Origin of the sequence: Burkholderia sp. MSMB1078WGS (assembly GCF_001528895.1) — a bacterium.
Taxonomy (GTDB): domain Bacteria; phylum Pseudomonadota; class Gammaproteobacteria; order Burkholderiales; family Burkholderiaceae; genus Burkholderia.
On sequence record NZ_LPDI01000040.1, the window covers coordinates 316170 to 339708 of the forward strand.

A 23539-nucleotide genomic window follows, 5' to 3' on the forward strand; every position below is an offset into this window, starting at 1 on the left:
CCGGGTTCGATTCCAGGTTTTTTTACGAACCCCTGTCAACGGGTCTTCGTTTCAAACGTTCTATGCCTGTCGCGTCGCCGACGCTCCTTGAGCAGCGCGGGTTTCGACGCTCCCGGCAGGCCGATTCGTCCGATGTTCGGGCGACGCGCAGCCAGCCCGGACCGCCGGCAGGTTGCCGACCCATACCTGGTTTTTTGCCGATTTTTTAGGAGTTACGCATGCGAATCGCCCAAATCGCTCCGTTGCACGAAGCGGTGCCCCCGAAACTGTACGGTGGTACCGAGCGAGTGGTGTCCTACCTCACCGAAGCACTTGTCGAGATGGGGCACGACGTCACGCTCTTCGCGAGCGGCGATTCGCAAACGTCCGCGAAGCTCGAAGCGTGCTGGCCGCAGGCGCTGCGCCTCGACCCGACGATCCGCGACGTGATGGCCCCGCACATGCTGCTCCTCGAGCAGGTGCGCCGCCGCGCGGAAGAGTTCGATGTCCTGCACTGCCACATCGACTACTACCCGTTCTCGCTGTTCTCGCGCCAGCCGGTCCCGCATCTGACGACGATGCACGGCCGTCTCGACCTGCCGGAACTGCAGCCGATCTTCAATGCATTCAGCGACGTGCCGGTCGTGTCGATCTCCGACAACCAGCGCATCCCGCTGCCGCAGGCGAACTGGCTGTCGACCGTCTACCACGGCCTGCCGGAAAACCTGCTGACGCCGATCCCGAACGTGAAGCCGAGCTACCTCGCGTTCCTCGGCCGTATCTCGCCGGAGAAGCGCGTCGACACGGCGATCCGCATTGCCGAGCAGGCCGGCCTGCCGATCAAGATCGCCGCGAAGCTCGACAAGGCCGACCGCGCGTACTACGAAGAGAAGATCAAGCCGCTGTTCGCGCTGCCGCACGTCGAGTACATCGGCGAAATCAGCGAGGCCGAGAAGACCGAATTCCTCGGTAACGCGCATGCGCTGCTGTTCCCGATCGACTGGCCGGAGCCCTTCGGCCTGGTGATGATCGAGGCGATGGCCTGCGGCACGCCGGTGATCGCGTTCAAGCGCGGCTCGGTGCCGGAAGTGATCGACAACGGCGTGTCGGGCTTCGTCGTCGAAGACGAACTGTCGGCCGTCGCCGCGCTCAAGCGCCTCGATACGCTGCCGCGCGAGAAGGTTCGCGCCGCGTTCGAAGCCCGTTTCTCGTCGAAGGTGATGGCGCAGAATTACGTGAAGGGCTACGAGGAACTGCTGCGCCAGAAGCGCCGCACGGTGCTCCGCGAAGTCAACGCGAGCTGATTGCGGGCCGCCGCCGCGCGGCCTTCACGACGCCCCGTCCGGGTTTGCCGGCGGGGCGTTGTCACATCCGCGGCGCGGATCTGTTGTATTCTCGCCGCGCCCGGCGCCGCGAACGGCCTCCGAAGCGGCCCGCCACGCCATCCGGCCATCTGTCCAGACGGTAATGTCCCTATAATGGCCGTGCCGTGAAATCCGGCCGGTACGAATATCCAGAGGAGAGCAGTCTTGGCGAGAACGAAAACCACGCGCGCAGCGCCGGCCCCCGGCGCCGGCGTGATCTTCGCGTTGCGCGCGATCGGTCTCGTGCTGCTCGCGCGCTGGCTGTTCTCGATGTCCCAGATGGGCTATCGCTCGTCGCTGTCGGCGATGGTGTCGTCGCCGTGGGCGTTCATCTACCTCATCCTGATCTTCTTGCTACTCGCGCTGCCGGGCGCCGCCGCACGGGCCGAGCGGCCGTTCCATCCGCTGCCGCAGTGGTTGCGCCAGGCGCTGCGCGTGTTCGCGCTGATCGGTCTTCTGTTCGCCGTGTGGTCGATCGGTGCATTCACGTGGGCGGCCGGCTGGCGCCGCGCGCTGCATGCGGTGACGGCGACCAACGGCTGGCTCGTCGCCGCGCCGGCGCTGTACGCGGCGATCGTATGGATCTGCCGGCCGCGGCCGCTGTGGCGGACCAACGTGGCCGCGCGCCGCTTCGCGGTTGGCCGGTATGCGATTTCGCTCGACGTGCTGACGCGTACCGCGATCGTCTGGATGGAAAGTCGCAAGGTCGGCCAGTACGACGCGCGCGAACTGTCGGTGCGCTGGCCCGGCCACGCGGCGCCCGCCGCGGGCGAGCAGGGCGCGCAGCCGGCGGTCGTGCCGCCGCGCCGCGGCAGCCTGTTCAATCGACCGAAGGTCGAGCTGCTGTGGGATTCGCCGGCGGCTGTCGGTCACAACCGGCAGACCGTGATGCGCACGCCGCTCGCGACCGAAGGCGACCGCGTCGCGGTGCTCGCGCTCGACGCGGCGCTCAAGCAGATCGTCTGACAGGGCCCGCGCACCGGGTGCGGGCGACAAGGAGGCGCGATGATCGTCCATTGGTTGCTGGCCGCCATTCACCTGAGTGCGTTCGGCGTCGCGTTCGCCGCGATCGCGGGGCGCAACCGCGCGTTGCGCCGGTTCGTCGCTTCGTCGCAGGCGGCCGATTTGCCCGGCGTGTTCAAGGCCGATGCGGTCTGGGGGCTGTCCGCGCTCGTGCTGATCGCGACAGGGCTTGTACGAGCGTTCGGCGGTTTCGAGAAAGGGACCGCGTACTACCTGCACGAACCGTTCTTTCACCTGAAGATGACCGCGCTCGCACTGATCCTGCTGCTCGAGATCGCGCCGATGCTGGGGCTGATCCGCTGGCGTGTCGCCGCACGGCGGCAGCAGATGCCCGATATCGGCCGTGCGCGCACTTATGTGCGGATCGGCCACTGGCAGGCGGTGCTGGTGATCGTCATCGTCTTCGCCGCGTCGGGGATGGCGCGGGGGATAGGGACGCCCGGTTAGGGGCGTCCGGCCGGACACCCGGCTAGGACTGACCGGCTAGGTGCGGCCCGCCTGTCCGGCACGGCGACAGCCATCCGGATCTCGTCCCACTCGCGAGGCGTTTCGAGCCCGGCGTCAGCCGGACCGGCCACGCACGGCGTCGTGGCTGCCGATCCCCATCCGACCGGGCGGTTCCGCCGCCCGGCTTGCCCTATGCTCAGCGCACGAGGCAGGGGCGCTTGTTGTCGAACGTCCAGCCCGGGATCAGATACTGCATCGCCGCCGCGTCGTCGCGGGCGCCGAGGCCGTGCTGCTTGTACAGCTCGTGTGCCCGTGCGACCGCGTCCATGTCGACGTCGATGCCGAGCCCCGGCCGCTTCGGCACTTCCACCAGCCCGTTCTCGATCTTCAGCGGCTCGCGCGTCAGCCGTTCGCCGTCCTGCCAGATCCAGTGCGTATCGATCGCGGTGACCTGGCCCGGCGCCGCGGCCGCGACGTGCGTGAACATCGCGAGCGACACGTCGAAGTGGTTGTTCGAATGCGAACCCCACGTGAGGCCCCAGTCGCGGCACATCTGCGCGACCCGCACCGACCCCTGCATCGTCCAGAAGTGCGGATCGGCGAGCGGAATGTCGACGGCGTGCAACTGCACCGCATGGCCCATCTGCCGCCAGTCGGTCGCGATCATGTTGGTCGCCGTCGGCAGCCCCGTCGCGCGGCGGAATTCGGCCATCACCTCGCGACCCGAGTAACCGTTCTCCGCGCCGCAAGGATCTTCCGCATACGCGAGCACGTGATGCTGGTCGCGGCACAGCCGCACGGCCTCGTCGAGCGACCATGCGCCGTTCGGATCGAGCGTCACGCGCGCGTCGGGGAAGCGCTCGGCGAGCGCCGTCACGGCTTCGATCTCGCGTGCCCCCTCGAATACGCCACCCTTCAGCTTGAAGTCGTTGAAGCCGTAGCGCGCATGCGCGGCTTCGGCGAGCCGCACGACGGCTTCGGGCGTCAGCGCGGCTTCGTCGCGCACGCGCGTCCAGTCGTCGGTCGCGCCGCGGCCGTCGCGGTAGGGCAGTGCGGTCTTCGTGCGGTCGCCGATGTAAAACAGGTAGCCGAGCATTTCGACGCGCTCGCGCTGCTGGCCCTCACCGAGCAGCGCGGCGACCGGCACGCCCAGATGCTGGCCGAGCAGGTCGAGCAGTGCGGCTTCGAGCGCGGTGACCGCGTGGATCGTCGTGCGCAGGTCGAAGGTCTGCAGTCCGCGGCCGCTCGCGTCGCGGTCGGCAAAGGTGCGCCGCACGTCGTTGAGCACCGCTTGATGGTTGCCGACCGGCTGGCCGACGACCAGTGCGCGCGCGTCGTCGAGCGTACGGCGGATGCTTTCGCCACCGGGCACTTCGCCGACGCCCGTGCGGCCCGCGCTGTCCTTCAGGATCACGAGGTTGCGGGTGAAGAACGGGCCGTGCGCGCCGCTCAGGTTGAGCAGCATGCTGTCGTGGCCGGCGACCGGAATCGCTTGCAGGTCGACGATGCGCGGCGTGTCGTGGGAGGGCGAGGCAGTGACGGCGTTCATGGGCGGCGATGGCGAAAGAGTGGGCGATGCCGTGCGGCAAAAGCTTTGCCGCGCGCGGCGGGAGGTGCGATCATTCGACAACCGACGTGCGCGGCGCGCAAGCCCGCATGCCGACGCAACCCGAAACGGGGTGGAAGCGACAGCCGGGCCAGCGGAGCGCAGAACGCGAACGCGGGTCGATCGTCGCGCATGGGACCAGATGTGCTGAACAGCCGATCTGAGTCGACAGGAGATCCATGCGCCGATCATCAGTCGTCGGATGACTTGTGACGCAGTATAATGAATCATCGGCTTTCGCTCAAACCCCGCGTAAACCCTCGGCTCACATTACGATCATTCAAAAAGGAACCGGCCACATGTCCGTGCCTACGCTTCCCGCAGCGCCGCGCCGTCGCGCACGCAGCCTCGCACAAGATGTCGTCGACGCGCTGACCGCGCAGATCGAAAACGGCACGCTGCGTCCCGGCGACAAGCTGCCGACCGAAACCGAAGTCATGGCGGCACAGGGCGTGAGCCGCACGGTCGTGCGCGAGGCGATCTCGCGGATGCAGGCGAGCGGCCTCGTCGAGACGCGCCACGGCATCGGCAGCTTCGTGCTGGAGCCGTCGCGCCGCCAGACGCTCGGCATCGATCCCGCGACGATCACGACGCTGCGCGACGTGCTCGCGGTGCTGGAGTTGCGCATCAGCCTCGAAAGCGAGTGCGCGAGCCTCGCCGCGCAGCGTGCGAACGATACCGACCTCGCCGCACTGCGGCGCGCGCTCGACGCGATCGCGACGGGCGCGGGCAGCGGCCGCGACACCGCGCAGCTCGATTTCCAGTTCCACCTGCAGATCGCCCAATCCACCGGCAACCGCTATTTCGTCGACATCATGACGCAGCTCGGCACGTCGATCATCCCGCGCACGCGCGTGAATTCGGCGCGCTTTGCCGGCGACGACCTCGAGCGCTACGTCGGCCGGCTGAACCACGAGCACGAGGACATCTACGAGGCGATCGCGCGCCACGATCCGGAAGCCGCCCGCGCCGCGATGCGCACGCACCTCACGAACAGCCGCGAGCGGCTGCGCCGCGCGCACGAGGCAGCCGAGGCCGAGGCAGGTTGACCGTCAAGTCTCGCGGGACTCGCATGGATGCGTGTCCCGCCGCATGGCATCAACATCAGTCGTCATATAAGGTCGGCATGACCGCCTCGATGTCGGCGGCCACGCGGCATTTCCGCCGCCGGCCGCTTCCCTCGCCGCTCAGCCCCCCTTCGTCACGATCGTCTTCCACGCGCCGTTCTTCACCTGGTACAGCGTCGACATCCCGCTCTTCAGCGAGCCGTCGTTCGAGAACGAGATACGGCCGGTCACGCCTTCGAAGTCGATTTTCTTGAGCGCCGGGCGATAGGCCTTCGGGTCGGTCGAACCGGCCGCCTGCATCGCCTTGATCGCCGCCCACGCGGCGTCGTAGCCGAACTGCGCGTACGACAGCACGTCGACGCCGAAGCGCTTCTTGAAGCGCGCCTCGAAATCCTTCCCCTGCGGCAGCTCGTCGAGCGGCCGGCCGTATTCCCACGCCATCGCGCCTTCGGCGGCCGGCCCCGCGATCTTGATGAACTCGTTGTCCTTCACGCCGCCGCCGCCGACGAACTGCGCGTTCAGCCCGAGCTGCCGCATCTGCTTGATGAAGTTCGCGGCGAGCGAATCGAGGCCGCCGAAGAAGATCAGGTCGGGATTCTTGGCCTTCAGGCTCGTGATCTGCGCGCGGAAATCGACCGCCTGGTTGCTGGTGAACTCGCGCCCGATGAGGTTGCCGCCGGCGGCTTTCACCGCCTTCTCGAATTCGTCGGCCTCGCCCTGGCCGAACGCCGTGCGGTCGTCGATGATCGCGATGCGCTTCGCCTTCGTCACGTCGACCGCGTACTTGCCCGCGTTGCCGGCATTCTGGCCGTCGGTCGCGATCACCATGAACATGTTCGCGAGCCCGCGCGACGTGAGCGTCGGATTGGTCGCTGCCGGGTCGATCACCGGAATGCCGGCCTTGTCGTAGACCACCGATGCCGGGATCGTCGTCCCCGAGTTGAAGTGACCGACCACGACCGACACGTTCTGGTCGACCAGCGCCTGCGCGGCCTGCACACCGATGCGCGGGTCGGCCTGGTCGTCCTGCACGACGAGATTGAAACGGGCAGGCTTGCCGGCAATCTGCACCTTCTGCGCGACCGCATCGTCGAGCGCGAGTTGTACGCCGTTTTGCAGATCCTTGCCGTAGCCGGCGTTCACGCCCGTGAGCGGCGCGGCGAAGCCGACTTTCACGTCGGTTGCGTCGGCGGCCTGCGCGGCCTGTTGCGAGAGGAGGGCAAGCGCGGATGCAATCGACACCGACAGCAGGGAATGACGGAATTTCATGTTGTTCCTCTTGTTCGACACCTGCGAGTAGGTACCGCACGCGTTCGGCGGGCCGGCGCGTACGACGGGCGGGCGGTTCGACCGCTTCTCGGAATCGGGCGGGGAGGTCGGCATCGTGATTCTCGGAAACATCTCCCGTCAGGCTCCGCGAAGAGCCCCGATTGCCTCGATATATAGGTCGCCGATATGCACGGGTCTTGGAAATTTGTCGCGCATTCGATGCGGATTTGCGCATAGCTTCCGCGCGTGCGCGGGCGGCCGGTATCGGGAATTTCCCGTCGCGAACGGAATGGCCGGGGGAGGAAGGGGGCGGAGCGGGGCAACGCAGCGGCGCGGCCCGCCGGGGCCGCGCCGCGTTGGGTCGACGTCAGTCGGACAAGGCGTCCGATGCGGCTTCGGCGTCGTCGTGCGACGCGGTCGTGCGGATCAGCGGGTCGCTGGTGCTTGGGCGGCCCGTTTCGACGTGACCCGCGAAGCGGCGCAGGAAGCCGAGCAGCCGGCCGTCGCTGACGGTCAGGTCGTACCAGCCGTGGCTGCCGCGCAGGTCCCAGTAATCGTCGACGTGCGCGCCCGGCGCGAGGTCGAACGTGCGCGCTTGACCGTGGCCGTACGCGTTCGTGACCTTGAGCCGCACGGCCTTGTGGCCGCGGTTCATCAGGCGCAGCGTGATGTTGCCGTTCGCGACGTCGTAGCCGTAGATCACCTCGGGGTTCACGTTCGCGCTGCCGACACCGGTCGCGAACGGGCCGCGGAAATGGCAGTAGAAGCCGTTCGGGCCGTACACGTCGAGGTCGTACAGGCCGAGCGACGCGGCGGCGCTCCACGTGTCGGCGACGCGCTTGCCGGCTTCGACCGTGTACGCCCACGGGCCGTCGACGCGATTGCGCGACTGGACCTGGAACGCCGCGCCTGCCCGGCCCGTGTTCGCGAAGGTCAGCCGGAACTGGCCGTTCGCGGCTTCGACGCGGCCGTGCACGAACAGCTCGTACGGCAGCGCACGCGCCGGACGCAGCCCGGCCTCCTGTTTCGGCAGCTTCTGCAGCACCGGCGGCACCGGGATGTAGTCGGGATGGCGCGCGCGGTCGGGCGGCGCGTAGCCGCTCGTGTCGGGCAGCGTCGGCCAGGCGGCGTCCGCGGTCGCGAAGTCGAACGCCGACGTCAGGTCACCGCACACCGCGCGACGCCACGGCGACACGTTGGCGGCCGTGACCGGATACTGCGCGCCGAACCGCGCCTCGATGAATTGCAGCAGCGACGTGTGATCGAAGGTCTGCGAGCAGACCCAGCCGCCCTTGGTCCACGGCGACACGACCAGCATCGGCACGCGCGGCCCCAGGCCGTACGGGCCGGCCATGTGCGATGCGTCGCCGGCGTATACCTCGTTGGTCGTCGCGACCGTCGACAGCCCGTTGTCGCGCGACTGCGGCGCGAACGGCGGCGGCACGTGATCGAAGAAGCCGTCGTTTTCGTCGTACGTGATGAAGAGCGCGGTCTTGCTCCACACGTCGGGATTCGACACGAGCACCTTCAGCACCTGCTCGATGTACCACGCGCCGTAGTTGGCGGGCCAGTTCGGATGCTCGGAATATGCTTCCGGCGCGCAGATCCACGACACCTGTGGCAGCGTGCCGTTCTTCACGTCCTGCTGCAGCACGTCGAACAGCGTGCCGCCGGCGCTGATGTTGGTGCCGGTGCGCGCCTTGTCGTACAGCGGCGTGCCGGGCAGCGCGGTGCGGTACTGGTTGAAGTAGAGCAGCGAGTTGTCGCCGTAGTTGCCGATGTACGGGTTTTGCGTCCAGCCCCACGAGCCGTTCGCGTCGAGCCCGGTGCCGATGTCCTGGTAGATCTTCCACGACACGCCGGCCTGTTCGAGCACTTCCGGATAGGTCGTCCAGCCGTAGCCCTTTTCGTCGTTGCCCAGCACCGGGCCGCCGCCCGTGCCGTCGTTGCCGACGTAACCCGTCCACATGTAGTAGCGGTTCGGGTCGGTCGAGCTCGGGATCGCGCAGTGGTACGCGTCGCAGATCGTGAACGCGTCGGCGAGCTGGTAGTGGAACGGGATGTCGTCGCGCTTCAGGTACGCCATCGTCGTGGTGCCCTTGTTCGGCACCCACTGGTCGTAGCGGCCCTTGTTCCAGGCGGCGTGCATGTCCTGCCAGCCGTGCGGCAGGTCCTGCAGGAACTGCAGGCCGAGCTTGTCGGCGCCCGGGTGGAACGGCAGCAGTTCGGCCGGGCCGACCGGCTGGTGAAACACCGATTTGCCGTTCGCGAGGCGCAGCGGGCGCGGGTCGCCGAAGCCGCGGACACCGCGCATCGTGCCGAAGTAGTGGTCGAACGAACGGTTCTCCTGCATCAGGATCACGATGTGTTCGATATCGCGGATCGTGCCGGTGCGGCGGTTCGCGGGAATCGCGAGCGCATCTCGGATCACGGGCGGGAACAGGTTCAGCGCGGCGGCGCCGGCAGTGCCGGCGGCGACGCGCAGGAAGTCACGACGGTTCGATCGGGTCATGGTCGTTATCGTGCGGAAAAGGGGGGAGCCGATTGGCGGGACCTGCGGGAACGGCGCGCGCCGGGTCGCAGGATGCGGCTGCGCCGGTTCGTGCCGCCGCGAGCATAGCGAGGAATCGGTGTCATTCATGTGAAGTCCGGAAACGTTTGCACGCGCGGATCGGATGGCGGGCGGCGGCACGCCGCCGTACGAACCGCGAGGAAGCGGCGACGGTCGAGGCGGGCGGCGCGTGGCACGCCGGAGGAGTGGGGAGCGGCGGGACGGGTGCGGGGGCGGCAGAGGGACGGCAGAGAGCGGTAGAGAGCGGCAAAGGTGCAGAGGGTGCAGAGGGGCGGCAGCGGCGACGATCGCGATGCGCATGCGTCAGGCGTCGGTCACCCACGCGCCGAACCATTCGCTCGGCCGCGCGATTTCGTCCTGCGCGGCGACGAGTTCGAGCTCGTAGCGGCGGGCGTCGTAGGTGGCCTTCACGACCGCATGCACGGCCGCGAGCGTGTGCTCGAACGCGGCGCGCACCGAGTCGCCGCGCAGCCGGCACGCGACGAAGATCGCGCTGGTCAGGTCGCCGACGCCGACCGGATGGCGCGGAAACGCATACAGCGGCCGCTGGCCGATCCACGCTTCGGTTTCGGTGACGGCGAGCATGTTGAAACGGTCGGCCGGGCTGTTGCGGTCGTGCAGGTGCTTGACGAGGATGATCTTCGGGCCGCGGCGGATCAGCGCGCGGCAGGCGTCGACGGCTTCGGCGACGGTCTCGATGCGCCGCCCGGCGAGCTTCTGCAGCTCGGTGTGGTTCGGCGACATGCCGTCCGCCAGCGCGGGCATCTCCTGGACGATGAATTCCTCGACGCCGGGCTCGGGCCGGATGCCGCCCGTCTGGCCCATCGCCGGATCGCAGAAGTACCATGCGTTCGGATTCATCGCCTTCACCGAGCGCACGATCTCGGCCGCCGCGCGCGCCTGCGGCGGCGAGCCGAGAAAGCCGGACAGCACCGCGTCGCAACGCTTGAGCGCGCCGATGGCGGCGACGCCGTCGACGAGCTGTTCCATCTTCGCGGCATCGATCGCGCTGCCGGCCCAGTGGCCGTACTGCATGTGATTCGACAACTGGACGGTGTTGAGCGGCCAGACGTTGATGCCGAGACGCTGCATCGGGAACACGGCCGCACTGTTGCCGGCATGGCCGTAGATGACGTGCGACTGAATGCTGAGGACGTTTTTCATGGGAATTCGCCTGCACGCGTTTCAGGGTCACGTCACACGATACCCGAGTTCGTCGTACGCACGGAAGTCGCGCGGCCCCGGAGTGTTGCGCGTCGTCGTCATGCGACCGCGTAAAATCGCGGGGCGCGATGCAGCACGGGTGCAGCCCGACTGCCCGCGCGCGTCTCCAATCACCGTGATCGCCATGCTTTCGATTTGCAAGATGTTGTCCGTCGCGCGCGCCGCCGTGCTCGGCGCGAGCGCCGCCGCCGCGTGCGCGATACCCGTTGCGACCGTCGCCGCGACACCCGCCGCCAACGACGGGCCCGTGTACGGCCCGCGCCTCGAAGGGTTCGCGTATCCGGCGCCCGTGCACGAATACGCGTTCGTGTCGCAGCGCGAAACCCTCGAGATGGCGTACCTCGACGTGCAGCCTGCGCACCCGAACGGCCGCACCGTCGTGCTGCTGCACGGGAAGAATTTCTGCGCGGCGACCTGGGAGGACACGATCGGCGTGCTGAGCCGCGCAGGCTACCGCGTGATCGCGCCGGACCAGATCGGCTTCTGCAAGTCGTCGAAGCCCGAGCGCTACCAGTACAGCTTCCAGCAACTCGCGCGCAACACGCACGCGCTGCTCGAATCGGTCGGCGTGAAGTCGGCGACGATCATGGGCCACTCGACGGGCGGGATGCTCGCGATCCGCTACGCGCTGATGTATCCGAAGGCGACCGAGCAGCTCGTGCTCGTGAACCCGATCGGCCTCGAGGACTGGAAAGCGCTCGGCGTGCCGCCGCTGTCGGTCGACTACTGGTATGCGCGCGAACAGAAGACCACGGCCGACGGGATCCGCCGCTACGAGCAGGGCACGTACTACGCGGGCAAGTGGTCGCCGTCGTACGAGCGCTGGGTGCAGATGCTCGCCGGGATGTATCGCGGCGCCGGCCGCGACGCGGTCGCGTGGAACTCCGCGCTGATCTACGACATGATTCTCACGCAGCCGGTGGTCTACGAACTCGGCGCGATCCGCGTGCCGACGCTGTTGATGATCGGCGACAAGGATACGACCGCGATCGGCAAGGACGTCGCGCCGCCCGACGTGCACGCGAAGCTCGGCCGCTATCCGGAGCTCGCGAAGCGCACGCAGGCCGCGATTCCCGGCGCGCAGCTCGTCGAATTCCCGGCGCTCGGACACGCGCCGCAGATCCAGGACCCGGACGCGTTCCACAAGGCGCTGCTCGACGGGCTGGAGGCCGTGCACCCGCAGTGATGCGGGGCAGCCGGCCGGCCGCGCGCGGTCGTGCCGTCAGCTTGCCTCGTTCGCGAGCTCGTCGCGGATCTGGGCGGTCAGCTCGAACGAGCGCAGCCGCGCGGCATGATCGTAGATCTGCGCGGTGACGATCAGCTCGTCGGCGCCCGTTTGCGCGATACGGTCGCGCAGCTTGTCGCGCACCGTGTCGCGCGAACCGACTGCCGCGAACGACAGCGAATGCGCGACGGTCGCGAGTTCGAGTTCGTTCGCCTCGAGCACGTCGACGGGCGGCGGCAGCTTGCCCGGCGTGCCGCGCCGCAGGTTGATGAACTGCTGCTGCAGCGACGTGAACAGGCGCCGCGCCTCGTCGTCGGTGTCGGCCGCGAACACGTTGACGCCGACCATCGCATGCGGCTTCGGCCACGCGGCCGACGGCCGGTACTGCGCGCGATAGATCTCGAGCGCCCGCATCAAATAATCCGGCGCGAAGTGCGACGCGAACGCGAACGGCAGCCCGAGCATCGCCGCGAGCTGCGCGCTGAACAGGCTCGAACCGAGCAGCCACACCGGAACGTCGAGCCCGGCGCCCGGCACTGCCCGCACGCGTTGACCGGGTACCGGCTCCGCGAAGTAGCGCTGCAACTCCGCGACGTCATCCGGAAACGAGTCCGCGCTGCCGATCAGGTCGCGGCGCAGCGCGCGCGACGTGGTCTGGTCGGTGCCCGGCGCGCGGCCGAGGCCGAGATCGATGCGCCCCGGATACAGCGACGCGAGCGTGCCGAACTGCTCGGCGATCACGAGCGGCGCGTGGTTCGGCAGCATGATGCCGCCCGAACCGACCCGGATCGTCTGCGTGGCGCCCGCGACGTGGCCGATCACGACGGCGGTGGCCGCACTCGCGATCCCCGGCATGTTGTGATGCTCGGCCAGCCAGTAGCGCCGGTAGCCCCAGCGCTCCGCGTGCTGTGCGAGGTCGACGGTGTTACGGAACGCTTGCGAGGCGTCGGCGCCGGCCGGAATGGGGGCGAGATCGAGTACGGAAAAGGGTGTCATCGGGGGACCTTCGAAACGGGGTGGCGTGGTGATGCGATTACGCAACAAACGCCAAGGATTTTGCCAAAGGGTTCCGGAACGTGCTGGCGGCGCGCGGATACCCATGCGCCTTACAGGGGCGCAGGGTTGCTTGCGACGATCGTTGCAAAAATCAATCTAATCGTCGATTAATTACCAAACTTTACGGCGATTGGAAGTGATACCGCATCGACATACAAATTTGCACGAAACGTTTGATTTTCAAGACTGCAATACGCCTGCAAAGTGCTTACGCTAATGTGAACGTGGCCGGACCGATCGGGTTCGTCGACCGCTCAGCTTTGCCGGAATTGCACTAGTCCGTTTCTCGTAGCGCCGAGCGCGGGGGGGCGCGGACTGCTAAAATCCGGCGCCTGCCCATGTTGTGCCGATGGAGCCATTCGAGTCTTCCCGCATGCCGTCCTGGCGCTGCGCGGGGATACGCCACGCGAAGCCGGGCATGGCCGAACCCGAACAACGGGTCGTGCCTCCCCCTTACAGACGCTGCTGGAACAAGGAGTCGGGTCGTGCCCGCGTTCGTCGTTGTCGGAAAACCGCATCACGCTCAATCGCGCTCAAGCGTTTGCCATGGCGCCCATGCCGCCGGGAGGCGTCGCGCATGACGCCCACCGTCACGCTGCTCGACTGGCTCCTGATCGCGTTCACGCTGGCCGCGGCCGGTTATGCGCTCGTCGCGGCCTTCGCGCCGCGGCCGCGCACGCCGCGCACGGCGGTGCGCGACGGCTTCGAGCCGGTCAGCGTGCTCAAGCCGCTGTGCGGCGCCGAGCCGCACCTGTACGAAAACCTCGCGACTTTCTGCGCGCAGCGCCATCCGCGCTATGAGGTGCTGTTCGGCGTCGCATCGTCCGCCGATCCGGCGATCGCCATCGTCGAGCGGCTGCGCGCCGATCATCCGGAGTGCGACATCACGCTCGTGATCGACGCGCGCGTGCATGGCAAGAACCTGAAGGTCAGCAACCTGATCAATCTCGCCGAACGCGCGAAATACGGCCGCATCGTGATCGCGGACAGCGACATCGCGGTGCAGCCCGACTATCTGGAGCGCGTGACGGCGCCGCTCGCCGACGCGTCGGTCGGGGTCGTCACGTGCCTGTATCATGCGCGCAGCGTCGGCGGCTTCTGGACGCGGATCGGCGCGCAGTTCGTCGACGCCTGGTTCGCGCCGTCGGTGCGGATCACGCACCTCGGCCGCTCGAGCCGTTTCGGCTTCGGCGCGACGCTCGCGCTCACGCGCGACACGCTCGACCGGATCGGCGGTCTCTTCGCGCTGAAGGACGAGCTGGCCGACGATTTCTGGCTGGCCGAGCTGCCGCGCCGCCTCGGGCGGCGCACCGTGCTGTCGGAGGTCGAGGTCGCGACCGACGTGATCGAACCGTCGTTCGGGCCGCTATGGCACCGCGAGACGCGCTGGCTGCGCACGATTCGTTCGCTGAACCCGGCCGGCTTCGCGTTCCTGTTCATTACGTTTACCGTGCCATGGCTCGCGATCGGCGCGGCGCTCGCATTGCGCCTCGACGGCACCTTCGCCGGCTGGCTGGCGGGCGGAGCGGCTGCGGTCGGCGCATTCGGGCGGCTCGTGCTGCATGCGCGCGGCGAGGACGGCTGGCGCGCGTTCTGGCGCGACCTGCCGCTCGTCGCGGTGCGCGACACGCTGCTCGCGCTCGAGTGGCTCGCGGCCGCGTTCGGCACGCAGGTCGTGTGGCGCGGCGCAAGGATGACGGTCGTCGGCGGCGAGCGCGCGACGGCGGCCGTGGAAGCAGTGGACGGCCGCTAGGGCTGTCGATCGAACCGGCCCGCGGGCCGAGACGCGTCGCACGGCGAAGCCGCGCGGCGCGACATGACGGAGAGGCGGGCGCCGGCATGGCGGCCCGCGGTTTTTTGACTGAATCGTTGTAACGAAACGAACTATGCAGGCTACCGGAGCATTCATGAAAACGCTGTTCTTGCAGGCCCCTTCGTATGACGGCTTCGACGGCGGAGCCGGCTCGCGCTATCAGGCGAAGCGCGAAATCCGTTCCTTCTGGTATCCGACCTGGCTCGCGCAGCCGGCCGCGCTCGTGCCGGGCAGCCGCGTCGTCGACGCGCCGGCCGACGGCCTGTCGGTCGAGGAGACGCTGAAGATCGCCAACGACTACGATCTCGTGATCATCCACACGAGCACGCCGTCGTTCCCGACCGACGCGATGTTCGCGCAGGATCTGAAGAAGATGAAGCCGTCGATGCTGGTCGGCATGGTCGGCGCGAAGGTGATGGTCGATCCGCACAACTCGCTCACGGCGAGCGACGCCATCGACTTCGTGTGCCGCGAGGAGTTCGACTACACCTGCAAGGAACTCGCCGAAGGCAAGCCGTTCCCCGAGATCAAGGGCTTGAGCTGGCGCGCGAAGGACGGTTCGATCGAGCACAACGAAGCGCGTCCGATCCTCGAGAACATGGACGAGCTGCCGTTCGTCGCGCCCGTCTACAAGCGCGACCTGAAGATCGACAACTATTTCATCGGCTATCTGAACTATCCGTACGTGTCGATCTACACGGGCCGCGGCTGCAAGTCCCGCTGCACGTTCTGCCTGTGGCCGCAGACGGTCAGCGGCCATCGCTACCGCACGCGCTCGGTCGAGAACGTGCTCGCGGAAGCGAAGTGGATCCGCGACAACATGCCGGAAGTGAAGGAACTGATGTTCGACGACGACACCTTCACCGACGACCTGCCGCGCGCCGAAGCGATCGCGATCGGTCTGGGCAAGCTCGGCATGACCTGGTCGTGCAACGCGAAGGCGAACGTGCCGTACAAGTCGCTGAAGGTGATGAAGGAGAACGGCCTGCGCCTGCTGCTGGTCGGCTTCGAATCGGGCGACGACCAGATCCTCGTGAACATCAAGAAGGGCGTGCGCACCGATTTCGCGCGCCGCTTCAGCGCGGACTGCAAGAAGCTCGGCATCAAGATCCACGGCACCTTCATCCTCGGCCTGCCGGGCGAGACGCAGGAGACCATCAAGAAGACGATCGAGTACGCGAAGGAAATCAACCCGCACACGATCCAGGTCTCGCTCGCCGCGCCGTATCCGGGCACGACGCTCTACAAGCAGGCCGTGGAAAACGGCTGGATGGAAGAGAACAAGACCATCAACCTGGTGAGCAAGGAAGGCGTGCAGCTCGCCGCGATCGGCTATCCGCACCTGTCGCGCGACGAGATCTATCACCATCTCGAGCAGTTCTATCGCCAGTTCTACTTCCGTCCGTCGAAGATCTGGGAGATCGTGCGCGAGATGCTGACGAGCTGGGACATGATGAAGCGTCGCCTGCGCGAAGGCGTCGAGTTCTTCCGCTTCCTGCGCGCGCACGAGGCCTGATCCGTGGCGACGCAGCGGGCGGCGCAGGCGCTGATTTTCACCGCGGACGACTTCGGGCTGCATCCGCGCGTCAACGCGGCGGTCGAGCGCGCGCATCGCGACGGCGTGCTGAACGCCGCCAGCCTGATGGTCGGTGCGCCCGCGGCGCAGGATGCGATCGAACGCGCGCGGCGGCTGCCGTCGCTCGCGGTCGGCCTGCATCTGGTGCTCGCGGACGGGCCGGCCACGCTTCCCGCGCATGACATTCCCGCACTCGTCGGCCCCGACGGGCGATTCGGCGACGCGATGGCGAAGGACGGCTGTCGCTTTTTCTTCCTGCCGCACGTTCGCGCGCAACTGCGCCGCGAAATCCGTGCGCAGTTCGATGCGTTCGCGGCGAGCGGCCTGCCGCTCGACCACGTGAACGCGCACAAGCATTTCCACCTGCATCCGACCGTGCTGTCGATGATCGTCGAGATCGGCCGCGACTACGGGCTGCGCGCGGTGCGGCTGCCGTACGAAACCGGCGCGCCCGCGTGGCTCAAGCCGTGGATCGCGCTGGTGCGCGCTCGGCTGAACCGGGCCGGGCTCGCGCATAACGACTACGTGGTCGGCATCGAGCGGACGGGCGCGATGGACGAGGCCGTGCTGCTCGACGCGCTCGCGAAGCTGCCGCCGGGTGTCGGCGAGATCTATTGCCATCCGGCCGAAGCCGGCGACGGCCCGATCACGCCGACGATGGCCGGCTACCGTCCGGTCGACGAACTGGATGCGCTGCTGTCGCCGCGCGTCGCGGCCGCGCTGAAGGCGGCGGGCGTCGCGACCGGCGGCTTCGCCGCCGTATTCGGCGAGCCCGCGGCACGGCGCGGCGCGCACGCGTCGCGGGCGCCGGGAGCCCAGCCGTCATGAGCAAGTGGATCAAATGGCTCGGCTGGCCGATCGGCATCGGCATCCTGCTCGCGCTGGGGCTGCACGAAGGCGTCGGTGACGTGTCGCAGATGCTCGCGCGCGCCGGCTACGCGCTGCTGTGGCTGGTGCCGTTCCACGCGCTGCCGCTGCTGCTCGATGCGTACGCGTGGCACCTGCTGCTCGACCGGCGCAGCTCGCTGCGGTTCCTGTGGTGGATCGCGACCGTGCGCGAGGCCGTGAACCGGCTGCTGCCCGTGGTCGGGATCGGCGGCGAGATCGTCGGCATCCGGCTCGCGCGCTGGCAGGTGCCCGACGCGAGCCGTGTGACTGCGTCGGTGATCGTCGAGGTGCTCGTGACGATCGTCGTGCAGTATGCGTTCGCGGCGCTCGGCCTCGTGCTGCTGCTCGCGGCAACCGACAACATGGGCGGCGGCACGATCGGCCTCGCGCTGTTGCTGACGCTGCCGTTGCCGGTGCTCGGCGTGGTGCTGATGCGGCGCGGCGGCATCTTCCATGCGATCGAGCGTTTCGCGGGCCGCCTGCTCGGCGATTCGCACCGGCTGCTGCAGGGCGTCGACGGCCGTCGGCTCGACGCCGACATCGATTCGCTGATGTCGCGCACGGGCCTGCTGTTCAGCGCCTTCTTCTGGCAACTGGCCGGCTACGTGCTCGGCGCGCTCGAGATCTACTGGGCGCTCGCGCTGCTCGGCCACCCGGTGTCGATCGGCGGCGCGATCGCGATCGAGGCGATGACGCAGGCGGTGCGGCATGCGGCATTCATGGTGCCGGGCGGGCTCGGCGTGCAGGAAGCGACCGTCGTGCTGCTCGCGCAGATGTTCGGCGTCGACCGCGAGACGGCGCTGTCGCTCGCGGTGGTCAAGCGCGGCCGCGAGGTGCTGTTCGGTTGCCTCGCGCTCGGCTCGTGGCAGCTCGTCGAGCTGCTGCGCACGCGCCGCCGTCTGGGCGCGCAGCCGGCCGTGCCGCGCACCGCGCCGCCGGCGAATCGGGCGTCCGAAACCCGGACCGAAACGGAAACGACGCATTGAATCCGGGACGGGGCGCACGGCCCGTCTCGCGCTTTCGGCGTCGCGCGGGTATCCTTGCCGCGTGTTTCCTACACGCGCAACTCTTCCGATGATTTTCCGTTTCCGGCTGCTTTCCGTGACGATGCTGGCCGCTGCGCTGGCGCTAACCGGTTGTGACGACCAAGGCCATCTCGACGTGCAACGTATCAAGGACTTCTTCAACGCGATCAAGCCCGCGCCGCTGCTGCTGAAGGGGCTGAAGGTCGGCGAATCGACCGAGGCCGACGTGCGCGGCACGATGGGCAAGCCCGAGACCGAGCGCACGTTCACCGACGGCTCGAAGCGTCTCGAATATCCGCGCGGCCCGATGGGCAACCAGACCTGGTTCGTCGACCTCGATGCGAACGGGCGCTACACGGGCGCGACGCAAGTGCTGACCGCAGAGAATTTCGCGAAAGTGCGCCCGGGGATGAACGAGGACGAGGTGCGACGCCTGCTCGGCAAGCCTGGCGACATCGCGCAATACCCGCTGAAGCCCGAGACGGTCTGGAGCTGGCGCTGGCTCGAGGACGGCGTCAACACCGATGCGTTCTTCAACGTCCATTTCGGCCCGGACGGGCTCGTCTATACGACTTCGCGCTCCGACATCCTGAAAGGGCGGTGACGTTTACGCGCGGCGCTTCTTCAGCCAGTCGCGCAGCGCGTCGTTCATGCGCGTCTGCCAGCCGGGGCCGTCCGCCCGAAACGCGGCGAGGATGTCGGCGTCGTAGCGGATGCTGACCTGTTCCTTCGGGTGCTCGAGCTTCGGGCGCCCGAATTTCTTCGCGACGACCTCGACGAATGGCTCCATCGCATCGATTTCTTCGTCACTGAGTTCATGGGCGTCCGAATCGGCGGCGATGCCGCGCGCGATCGCCGCTTCTTCCTCGGGCGTGTTGCGTATGAATTTAACCGCCTTCTTCATATCGAATCATCTCTCGGTTGTTGGCTTTTCGCAGGCTGACGACACGCAGCGCGCGGCCGCGCGGGACGACGATCGCCGTGTGAAGGCGCGCGCCGATCGGCACCAGGCAGACCCAGCGCGTCTCGCCGTAATCGCGACGAACGTCCGGCCACGCGCACGCTGCGTCCCACTCGGCGAATTCGGCCATTCGCAGCGATATGCCATGTTTCAGTCGGTTCGACAGATCCTTGGCATCATCGAAAACGAACGGAATTCCGACTAATTGTGGATGCGAAAAACATGAGGTGGCAAGAAGTTTTTGTAGATGCAAAAATGAGGCGTCGCCGCGGATGACATCGAATCGGCCCGCATCGCGTCGCGGGCATGAGCGAGCGATTGTGTGGCGTGTGTCCGGACATGCCCATTCGGCTCGATGGCCAGTGCGGCGCTATATCGAAAAAGCGACCGGAAAATTGCAAAAAACCCGCTTCCCGACGTGTCATGAGACTGTCAGGAAACGGGTTTTTCCCTTTTGAAACAGCGGCGTAAGTCGTGCGCACAAATGGTGGGACGAATTGCTGCGACGCAGCAAACGCGTGCACGGGGATTTGAGGCAATCAATTTCGCTTGCGACTATCCGCGTCAGCCCGGCGCGGGACAGGCATACGCGTCGGCATTCATTCAATTCTGGAGACGCGCGTGTTCCTTTACGGCTTTGGTCCTGTCCTCTGGGCCGGCACCGTGCAGACCATCGAGCTGTCGGTGCTGTCGCTCGCCACTGCGGTGGCATTGGGACTGATCGGCGCGGTGGCGAAGCTGTCGCACAACCGGGTGCTGCGAGCGATCGCGACCGGTTATACGACGCTGATCCGCTCGGTGCCCGATCTTGTGCTGATGCTGCTGCTGTTCTACAGCATCCAGATCTGGCTGAACCAGTTCACCGACCTCGTCGGCTGGAACCAGATCGACATCGATCCGTTCGTGGCCGGCGTGCTGACGCTCGGCTTCATCTACGGCGCGTACTTCACCGAGACGTTCCGCGGCGCGTTCCTGTCGGTCCCGCGCGGCCAGCTCGAAGCCGGCGCGGCCTACGGGATGAGCGGCGCGCGCGTGTTCGCGCGGATCATGTTTCCGCAGATGATGCGCTTTGCGCTGCCGGGCATCGGCAACAACTGGCAGGTGCTCGTGAAGGCGACCGCGCTGGTGTCGATCATCGGTCTTGCGGACGTCGTGAAGGCCGCGCAGGACGCCGGCAAGAGCACGTTCAACATGTTCTTCTTCATCCTCGTCGCGGCGCTGATCTATCTCGCGATCACGACCGTCTCCAACCTCGTGCTGATCCAGCTCGAGAAGCGTTATTCCATGGGCGTGCGGCACGCAGAACTATGATCGAGATCCTCCAGGAATTCGGCAAGGCGTTCCTTTTCTGGGACGGCCAGCGCCTGTCCGGCCTCGCGGTGACGCTGTGGCTGCTCGTCGCATCGATTTCGCTCGGCTTCGTGTGCGCGGTGCCGCTCGCGGTCGCACGCGTGTCGAGGAACAAGTGGGTGTCGATGCCCGTGCGGTTCTACACGTACGTGTTTCGCGGCACGCCGCTCTACGTGCAGTTGCTGCTGATGTACACGGGCATGTACAGCCTCGAGTTCGTGCGCTCGCACTCGCTGCTCGACGCGTTTTTCCGCAGCGGCTTCAACTGCGCGATCCTAGCGTTCGCGCTGAACACCTGCGCATACACCACCGAGATCTTCGCCGGCGCGATCCGTGCGATCCCGCACGGCGAGGTCGAGGCGGCGCGTGCGTACGGGATGACGCCGTTCACGATGTACCGCCGCGTGATCCTGCCGTCGGCGCTGCGCCGTGCGCTGCCGCTGTACAGCAACGAAGTGATCCTGATGCTGCACGCGACGACCGTCGCGTTCACGGCCACCGTGCCGGACATCCTGAAGGTCGCGCGCGACGCCAATTCCGCGACCTACATGGCGTTCCAGTCGTTCGGAATCGCCGCGCTGATCTATCTTGCGGTATCGTTCGCACTCGTCGCGGCGTTTCGCCGCGCGGAGCGCCACTGGCTCGCGTATCTCGCGGCCGCCCGTCATTGAATTCACTCGAGGAGAGCCAGTTGGCCGAGATCACTCAAACGAGCGCGTCCGCTTCCGTGAAGCTTGCCGCGGTCGACATTCACAAGCGCTACGGCGACAACGAGGTGCTCAAGGGCGTGTCGCTGGACGCGAAGGCGGGCGACGTCATCAGCATCATCGGCGCGAGCGGCTCGGGCAAGAGCACGTTCCTGCGCTGCATCAATTTTCTCGAGCGGCCGAATGCGGGGCAGATCGTCGTCGACGGCGAGGCCGTGCGCACGAAGGCCGACAAGACCGGCGCGCTGGAGGTGGCCGATCACAAGCAGCTGCAGCGCATCCGCACGAAGCTCGCGATGGTGTTCCAGCACTTCAACTTGTGGGCGCACATGAACGTGCTCGAGAACGTGATGGAAGCGCCCGTGCACGTGCTCGGCATTTCGAAGAAGGAAGCCGAGGAGCGTGCGCGCGAGTACCTGGAGAAGGTCGGCCTGCCGCCGCGCGTCGAGAAGCAGTATCCGTCGCATCTGTCCGGCGGCCAGCAGCAACGCGTGGCGATCGCGCGGGCGCTGGCGATGCATCCGGACGTGATGCTGTTCGACGAGCCGACCTCCGCGCTCGATCCGGAGCTGGTGGGCGAAGTGCTGAAGGTGATGCAGAAGCTGGCCGAGGAAGGCCGCACGATGATCGTCGTCACGCACGAGATGGGCTTCGCACGCAACGTGTCGAACCACGTGATGTTCCTGCACCAGGGGCGGACCGAGGAAGAGGGCAATCCTAAGGAAGTGCTGGTGCGCCCGCAGAGCGAGCGGCTCAAGCAGTTCCTGTCGGGCAGCCTCAAGTAACGCGACAGGGCAGGTTTCAACCGTGGTACCGGTGTCCCGTCCCGCAGGCGCCACCCGCACGACGCAGGTGGCGATCGTTGCATTGCCGCCCGTGTCGATGTCGGGTGTGGGTCCGATCGTCGATGCGCTGAATCTCGCGAACGAGATCGACGGGCGGCTTTTGTACCGCTGGCAGGTGTGTTCGTGGGATGGGCGGCCGGTGCCGCTCGCGGGCGGCGCGCAATGGCATGCCGATGCGGCGTTCAACGATGCGATCGCGTGCGACTGGTTGATCGTCGTGTCGGAGCGGTTTCAGCAGTTTGCCGATTACCGGTTGTTTCTCGCGAGTCTCGCCCGGGTCGGGCAGCGCACGCCCGTCGTGACCGGCATTCACCACGGCGTGTGGTGGCTTGCGATGGCGGGACAGCTCTCCGGGTATCGCGTAAGCGTGAACTGGGAGACGTACCAGCAGTTCGCCGAACAGTTCGAGCGGTCGATCGTCACGCAGCAGATTTTCGAGATCGATCGCGACCGGGCGACTTGTGCCGGTGGGCAGGCAACCGTCGATTTCATGCTGGCCATGATTGGCCGGGAGCATGGGGCGGACCTCGCGGAGCGGATTGCCGATGCGCTCGGGGTCGGGGCGCTGCGCAGCGGCGAGGAGCGGCAGCGGATTCCTTTTGTCACCGCGCCCGGCGAGCGGCATCCTCGGTTGAACGACGCGTTGCTGTTGATGGAGGCCAATGTCGAGGATCCGCTGACTACCGATGAGATCGCCGGGTTGGTCGGCGTGTCGCGCCGACAGCTGGAGCGGCTCTTTCGACAGTATCTCGGGGCGATGCCCTCCAAGTATTACCTCAATCTTCGATTGCTCAAGGCAAGAACGCAGTTGCAGCGGACCAGCAAGTCCGTCGTTCAAGTGTCGCTCGCCTGTGGGTTCTCTTCTGCTGCGCATTTTTCCAATGCTTATCGAGAGAGGTTCGGCGTCACGCCGCGGGAAGATCGACGAGCCTGGCTCGAGAAGCAGACCGGCGGGGGCAGCGAGCCTCGAGGGGGGGCGCTCGTTGAGCGGGGGAAGGATTGAGGGTGGTTTTTTGGGGTTTGGTTTTGGGGGGATGTTCGCGGGGTTGCTTGCGGTTTTCGTGAAATGCCCGTGATCGTGTCGGTCCATTAGCGTCGCCCCTGCGCGGGGCAGCGGTCACGGGCCTGTCAGGAATTTTGTGTTTAAGGCATAACATGCTCCCAAGGAGAGTTTATGCCTCGCAAACCGAAAGCCCAGCCGGTGGCACTGCCGGCGATTCCGGCCGAGCTGCTCGAACAGTTCGGCAACGGCCCGATGACGGCCGAAGCCATCAATGCCGCGACGCTAGCGCTCAAGAAGGCGCTGATCGAACGGGCACTGGGCGGCGAGATGAATCATCATCTCGGCTACCCTCCCGGTGCTGCCAAGCCGGCCAACGCCACGAATCAGCGCAACGGCAAAGGGGCCAAGACGGTTCTGACCGAAGACGGTCCGATCCGTATCGAGGTGCCGCGCGACCGCGATGGCAGCTTCGAACCCATCCTGATTCCCAAGCACGAACGGCGCTTCACGGGCTTCGACGACAAGATCGTCGCCATGTA

General features: G+C 67.0%; 22 protein-coding genes. 15 read left to right on the plus strand and 7 right to left on the minus strand.

Going from position 1 to position 23539, the window contains the following annotated elements; all coding sequences use genetic code 11:
• Positions 1-218: 218 nt before the first annotated feature.
• The 3 genes from WT24_RS12175 to WT24_RS12185 all read left to right on the plus strand — a co-directional run bounded on the left by WT24_RS12175 (position 219) and on the right by WT24_RS12185 (position 2813).
• The gene (locus tag WT24_RS12175; protein WP_034186533.1) at positions 219-1283 is read left to right on the plus strand and encodes a glycosyltransferase family 4 protein; all 1065 of its coding nucleotides are present in this window, start codon (positions 219-221) and stop codon (positions 1281-1283) included.
• Positions 1284-1508: 225 nt separating this feature from the next.
• Positions 1509-2309: a hypothetical protein gene (locus WT24_RS12180; RefSeq protein ID WP_059501544.1), complete on the plus strand. Its 801-nt coding sequence runs from the start codon at positions 1509-1511 to the stop codon at positions 2307-2309.
• 39 nt (positions 2310-2348) lie between these two features.
• On the plus strand, positions 2349-2813 hold the full coding sequence (locus WT24_RS12185; protein ID WP_060033665.1) for a DUF2214 family protein: 465 nt from the start codon (positions 2349-2351) through the stop codon (positions 2811-2813).
• Positions 2814-3009: 196 nt separating this feature from the next.
• Here WT24_RS12185 and gudD read toward each other — a convergent pair whose 3' ends face one another.
• Positions 3010-4362: a glucarate dehydratase gene (gudD, locus tag WT24_RS12190; RefSeq protein WP_059501540.1), complete on the minus strand. Its 1353-nt coding sequence runs from the start codon at positions 4360-4362 to the stop codon at positions 3010-3012.
• A gap of 356 nt (positions 4363-4718) precedes the next feature.
• Between gudD and WT24_RS12195 the strand changes: the two genes are divergently transcribed.
• Complete coding sequence (locus WT24_RS12195; RefSeq protein WP_034206811.1) at positions 4719-5468, plus strand: FadR/GntR family transcriptional regulator; 750 nt, start codon at positions 4719-4721, stop codon at positions 5466-5468.
• 138 nt (positions 5469-5606) lie between these two features.
• Here the strand turns inward: WT24_RS12195 and WT24_RS12200 are convergent, their stop codons facing one another.
• The 3 genes from WT24_RS12200 to pdxY all read right to left on the minus strand — a co-directional run bounded on the left by WT24_RS12200 (position 5607) and on the right by pdxY (position 10491).
• Positions 5607-6755, minus strand: coding sequence for a branched-chain amino acid ABC transporter substrate-binding protein (locus tag WT24_RS12200; RefSeq protein ID WP_059782139.1), 1149 nt, complete (start codon positions 6753-6755; stop codon positions 5607-5609).
• 367 nt (positions 6756-7122) lie between these two features.
• A complete protein-coding gene (locus WT24_RS12205; RefSeq protein WP_059501538.1) occupies positions 7123-9267 on the minus strand; it encodes a phosphocholine-specific phospholipase C in 2145 nt (714 codons plus the stop codon).
• A 363-nt stretch (positions 9268-9630) separates the two neighbouring features.
• Positions 9631-10491 carry a pyridoxal kinase PdxY gene (gene pdxY, locus WT24_RS12210; RefSeq protein ID WP_059501536.1) on the minus strand — a complete coding sequence of 287 codons (861 nt, stop codon included), beginning with the start codon at positions 10489-10491 and terminating at the stop codon, positions 9631-9633.
• A gap of 184 nt (positions 10492-10675) precedes the next feature.
• Here pdxY and WT24_RS12215 point away from each other — a divergent pair, with 184 nt between their 5' ends.
• Positions 10676-11737, plus strand: coding sequence for an alpha/beta fold hydrolase (locus WT24_RS12215; RefSeq protein ID WP_059501534.1), 1062 nt, complete (start codon positions 10676-10678; stop codon positions 11735-11737).
• A gap of 36 nt (positions 11738-11773) precedes the next feature.
• On the opposite strand, the gene WT24_RS12220 is transcribed toward WT24_RS12215, so the two are convergent.
• Complete coding sequence (locus WT24_RS12220) at positions 11774-12772, minus strand: LLM class flavin-dependent oxidoreductase (RefSeq protein ID WP_059501532.1); 999 nt, start codon at positions 12770-12772, stop codon at positions 11774-11776.
• 637 nt (positions 12773-13409) lie between these two features.
• Here WT24_RS12220 and hpnI point away from each other — a divergent pair.
• From hpnI to WT24_RS12245, 5 genes are all read left to right on the plus strand, one after another.
• Positions 13410-14585 (plus strand): bacteriohopanetetrol glucosamine biosynthesis glycosyltransferase HpnI, encoded by a 1176-nt coding sequence (gene hpnI / locus WT24_RS12225; RefSeq protein WP_059501530.1) that lies wholly within the window; start codon positions 13410-13412, stop codon positions 14583-14585.
• Between the two features lie 133 nt (positions 14586-14718).
• A complete protein-coding gene (hpnJ, locus tag WT24_RS12230) occupies positions 14719-16161 on the plus strand; it encodes a hopanoid biosynthesis associated radical SAM protein HpnJ (protein ID WP_306453344.1) in 1443 nt (480 codons plus the stop codon).
• Positions 16162-16164: 3 nt separating this feature from the next.
• Positions 16165-17049, plus strand: coding sequence for a hopanoid biosynthesis-associated protein HpnK (gene hpnK / locus WT24_RS12235; RefSeq protein ID WP_059501528.1), 885 nt, complete (start codon positions 16165-16167; stop codon positions 17047-17049).
• Complete coding sequence (locus tag WT24_RS12240; protein WP_060033667.1) at positions 17046-18095, plus strand: lysylphosphatidylglycerol synthase domain-containing protein; 1050 nt, start codon at positions 17046-17048, stop codon at positions 18093-18095. Before hpnK ends, WT24_RS12240 begins: the two co-directional genes overlap by 4 nt.
• A gap of 88 nt (positions 18096-18183) precedes the next feature.
• On the plus strand, positions 18184-18738 hold the full coding sequence (locus WT24_RS12245; protein WP_060033670.1) for a hypothetical protein: 555 nt from the start codon (positions 18184-18186) through the stop codon (positions 18736-18738).
• Between the two features lie 3 nt (positions 18739-18741).
• On the opposite strand, the gene WT24_RS12250 is transcribed toward WT24_RS12245, so the two are convergent.
• Both WT24_RS12250 and WT24_RS12255 read right to left on the minus strand, forming a co-directional pair.
• Positions 18742-19038: a BrnA antitoxin family protein gene (locus WT24_RS12250; protein WP_059501524.1), complete on the minus strand. Its 297-nt coding sequence runs from the start codon at positions 19036-19038 to the stop codon at positions 18742-18744.
• On the minus strand, positions 19022-19348 hold the full coding sequence (locus WT24_RS12255) for a BrnT family toxin (RefSeq protein ID WP_082742159.1): 327 nt from the start codon (positions 19346-19348) through the stop codon (positions 19022-19024). Before WT24_RS12255 ends, WT24_RS12250 begins: the two co-directional genes overlap by 17 nt.
• A gap of 368 nt (positions 19349-19716) precedes the next feature.
• Between WT24_RS12255 and WT24_RS12260 the strand changes: the two genes are divergently transcribed.
• The 5 genes from WT24_RS12260 to WT24_RS12280 form a co-directional block, all read left to right on the plus strand.
• Positions 19717-20406, plus strand: a complete 690-nt coding sequence (locus WT24_RS12260; RefSeq protein WP_006488734.1) for an ABC transporter permease — start codon at positions 19717-19719, stop codon at positions 20404-20406.
• Positions 20403-21116 (plus strand): ABC transporter permease, encoded by a 714-nt coding sequence (locus WT24_RS12265; RefSeq protein WP_034206823.1) that lies wholly within the window; start codon positions 20403-20405, stop codon positions 21114-21116. The genes WT24_RS12260 and WT24_RS12265 overlap by 4 nt, the downstream gene beginning before the upstream one ends.
• 20 nt (positions 21117-21136) lie before the next feature.
• On the plus strand, positions 21137-21937 hold the full coding sequence (locus WT24_RS12270) for an ABC transporter ATP-binding protein (RefSeq protein WP_060033673.1): 801 nt from the start codon (positions 21137-21139) through the stop codon (positions 21935-21937).
• Between the two features lie 22 nt (positions 21938-21959).
• Positions 21960-23000 (plus strand): GlxA family transcriptional regulator, encoded by a 1041-nt coding sequence (locus WT24_RS12275; RefSeq protein ID WP_059782519.1) that lies wholly within the window; start codon positions 21960-21962, stop codon positions 22998-23000.
• Positions 23001-23171: 171 nt separating this feature from the next.
• A partial coding sequence (locus WT24_RS12280) for a transposase (protein WP_179949304.1) occupies positions 23172-23539 on the plus strand: 368 nt, incomplete at its 3' end.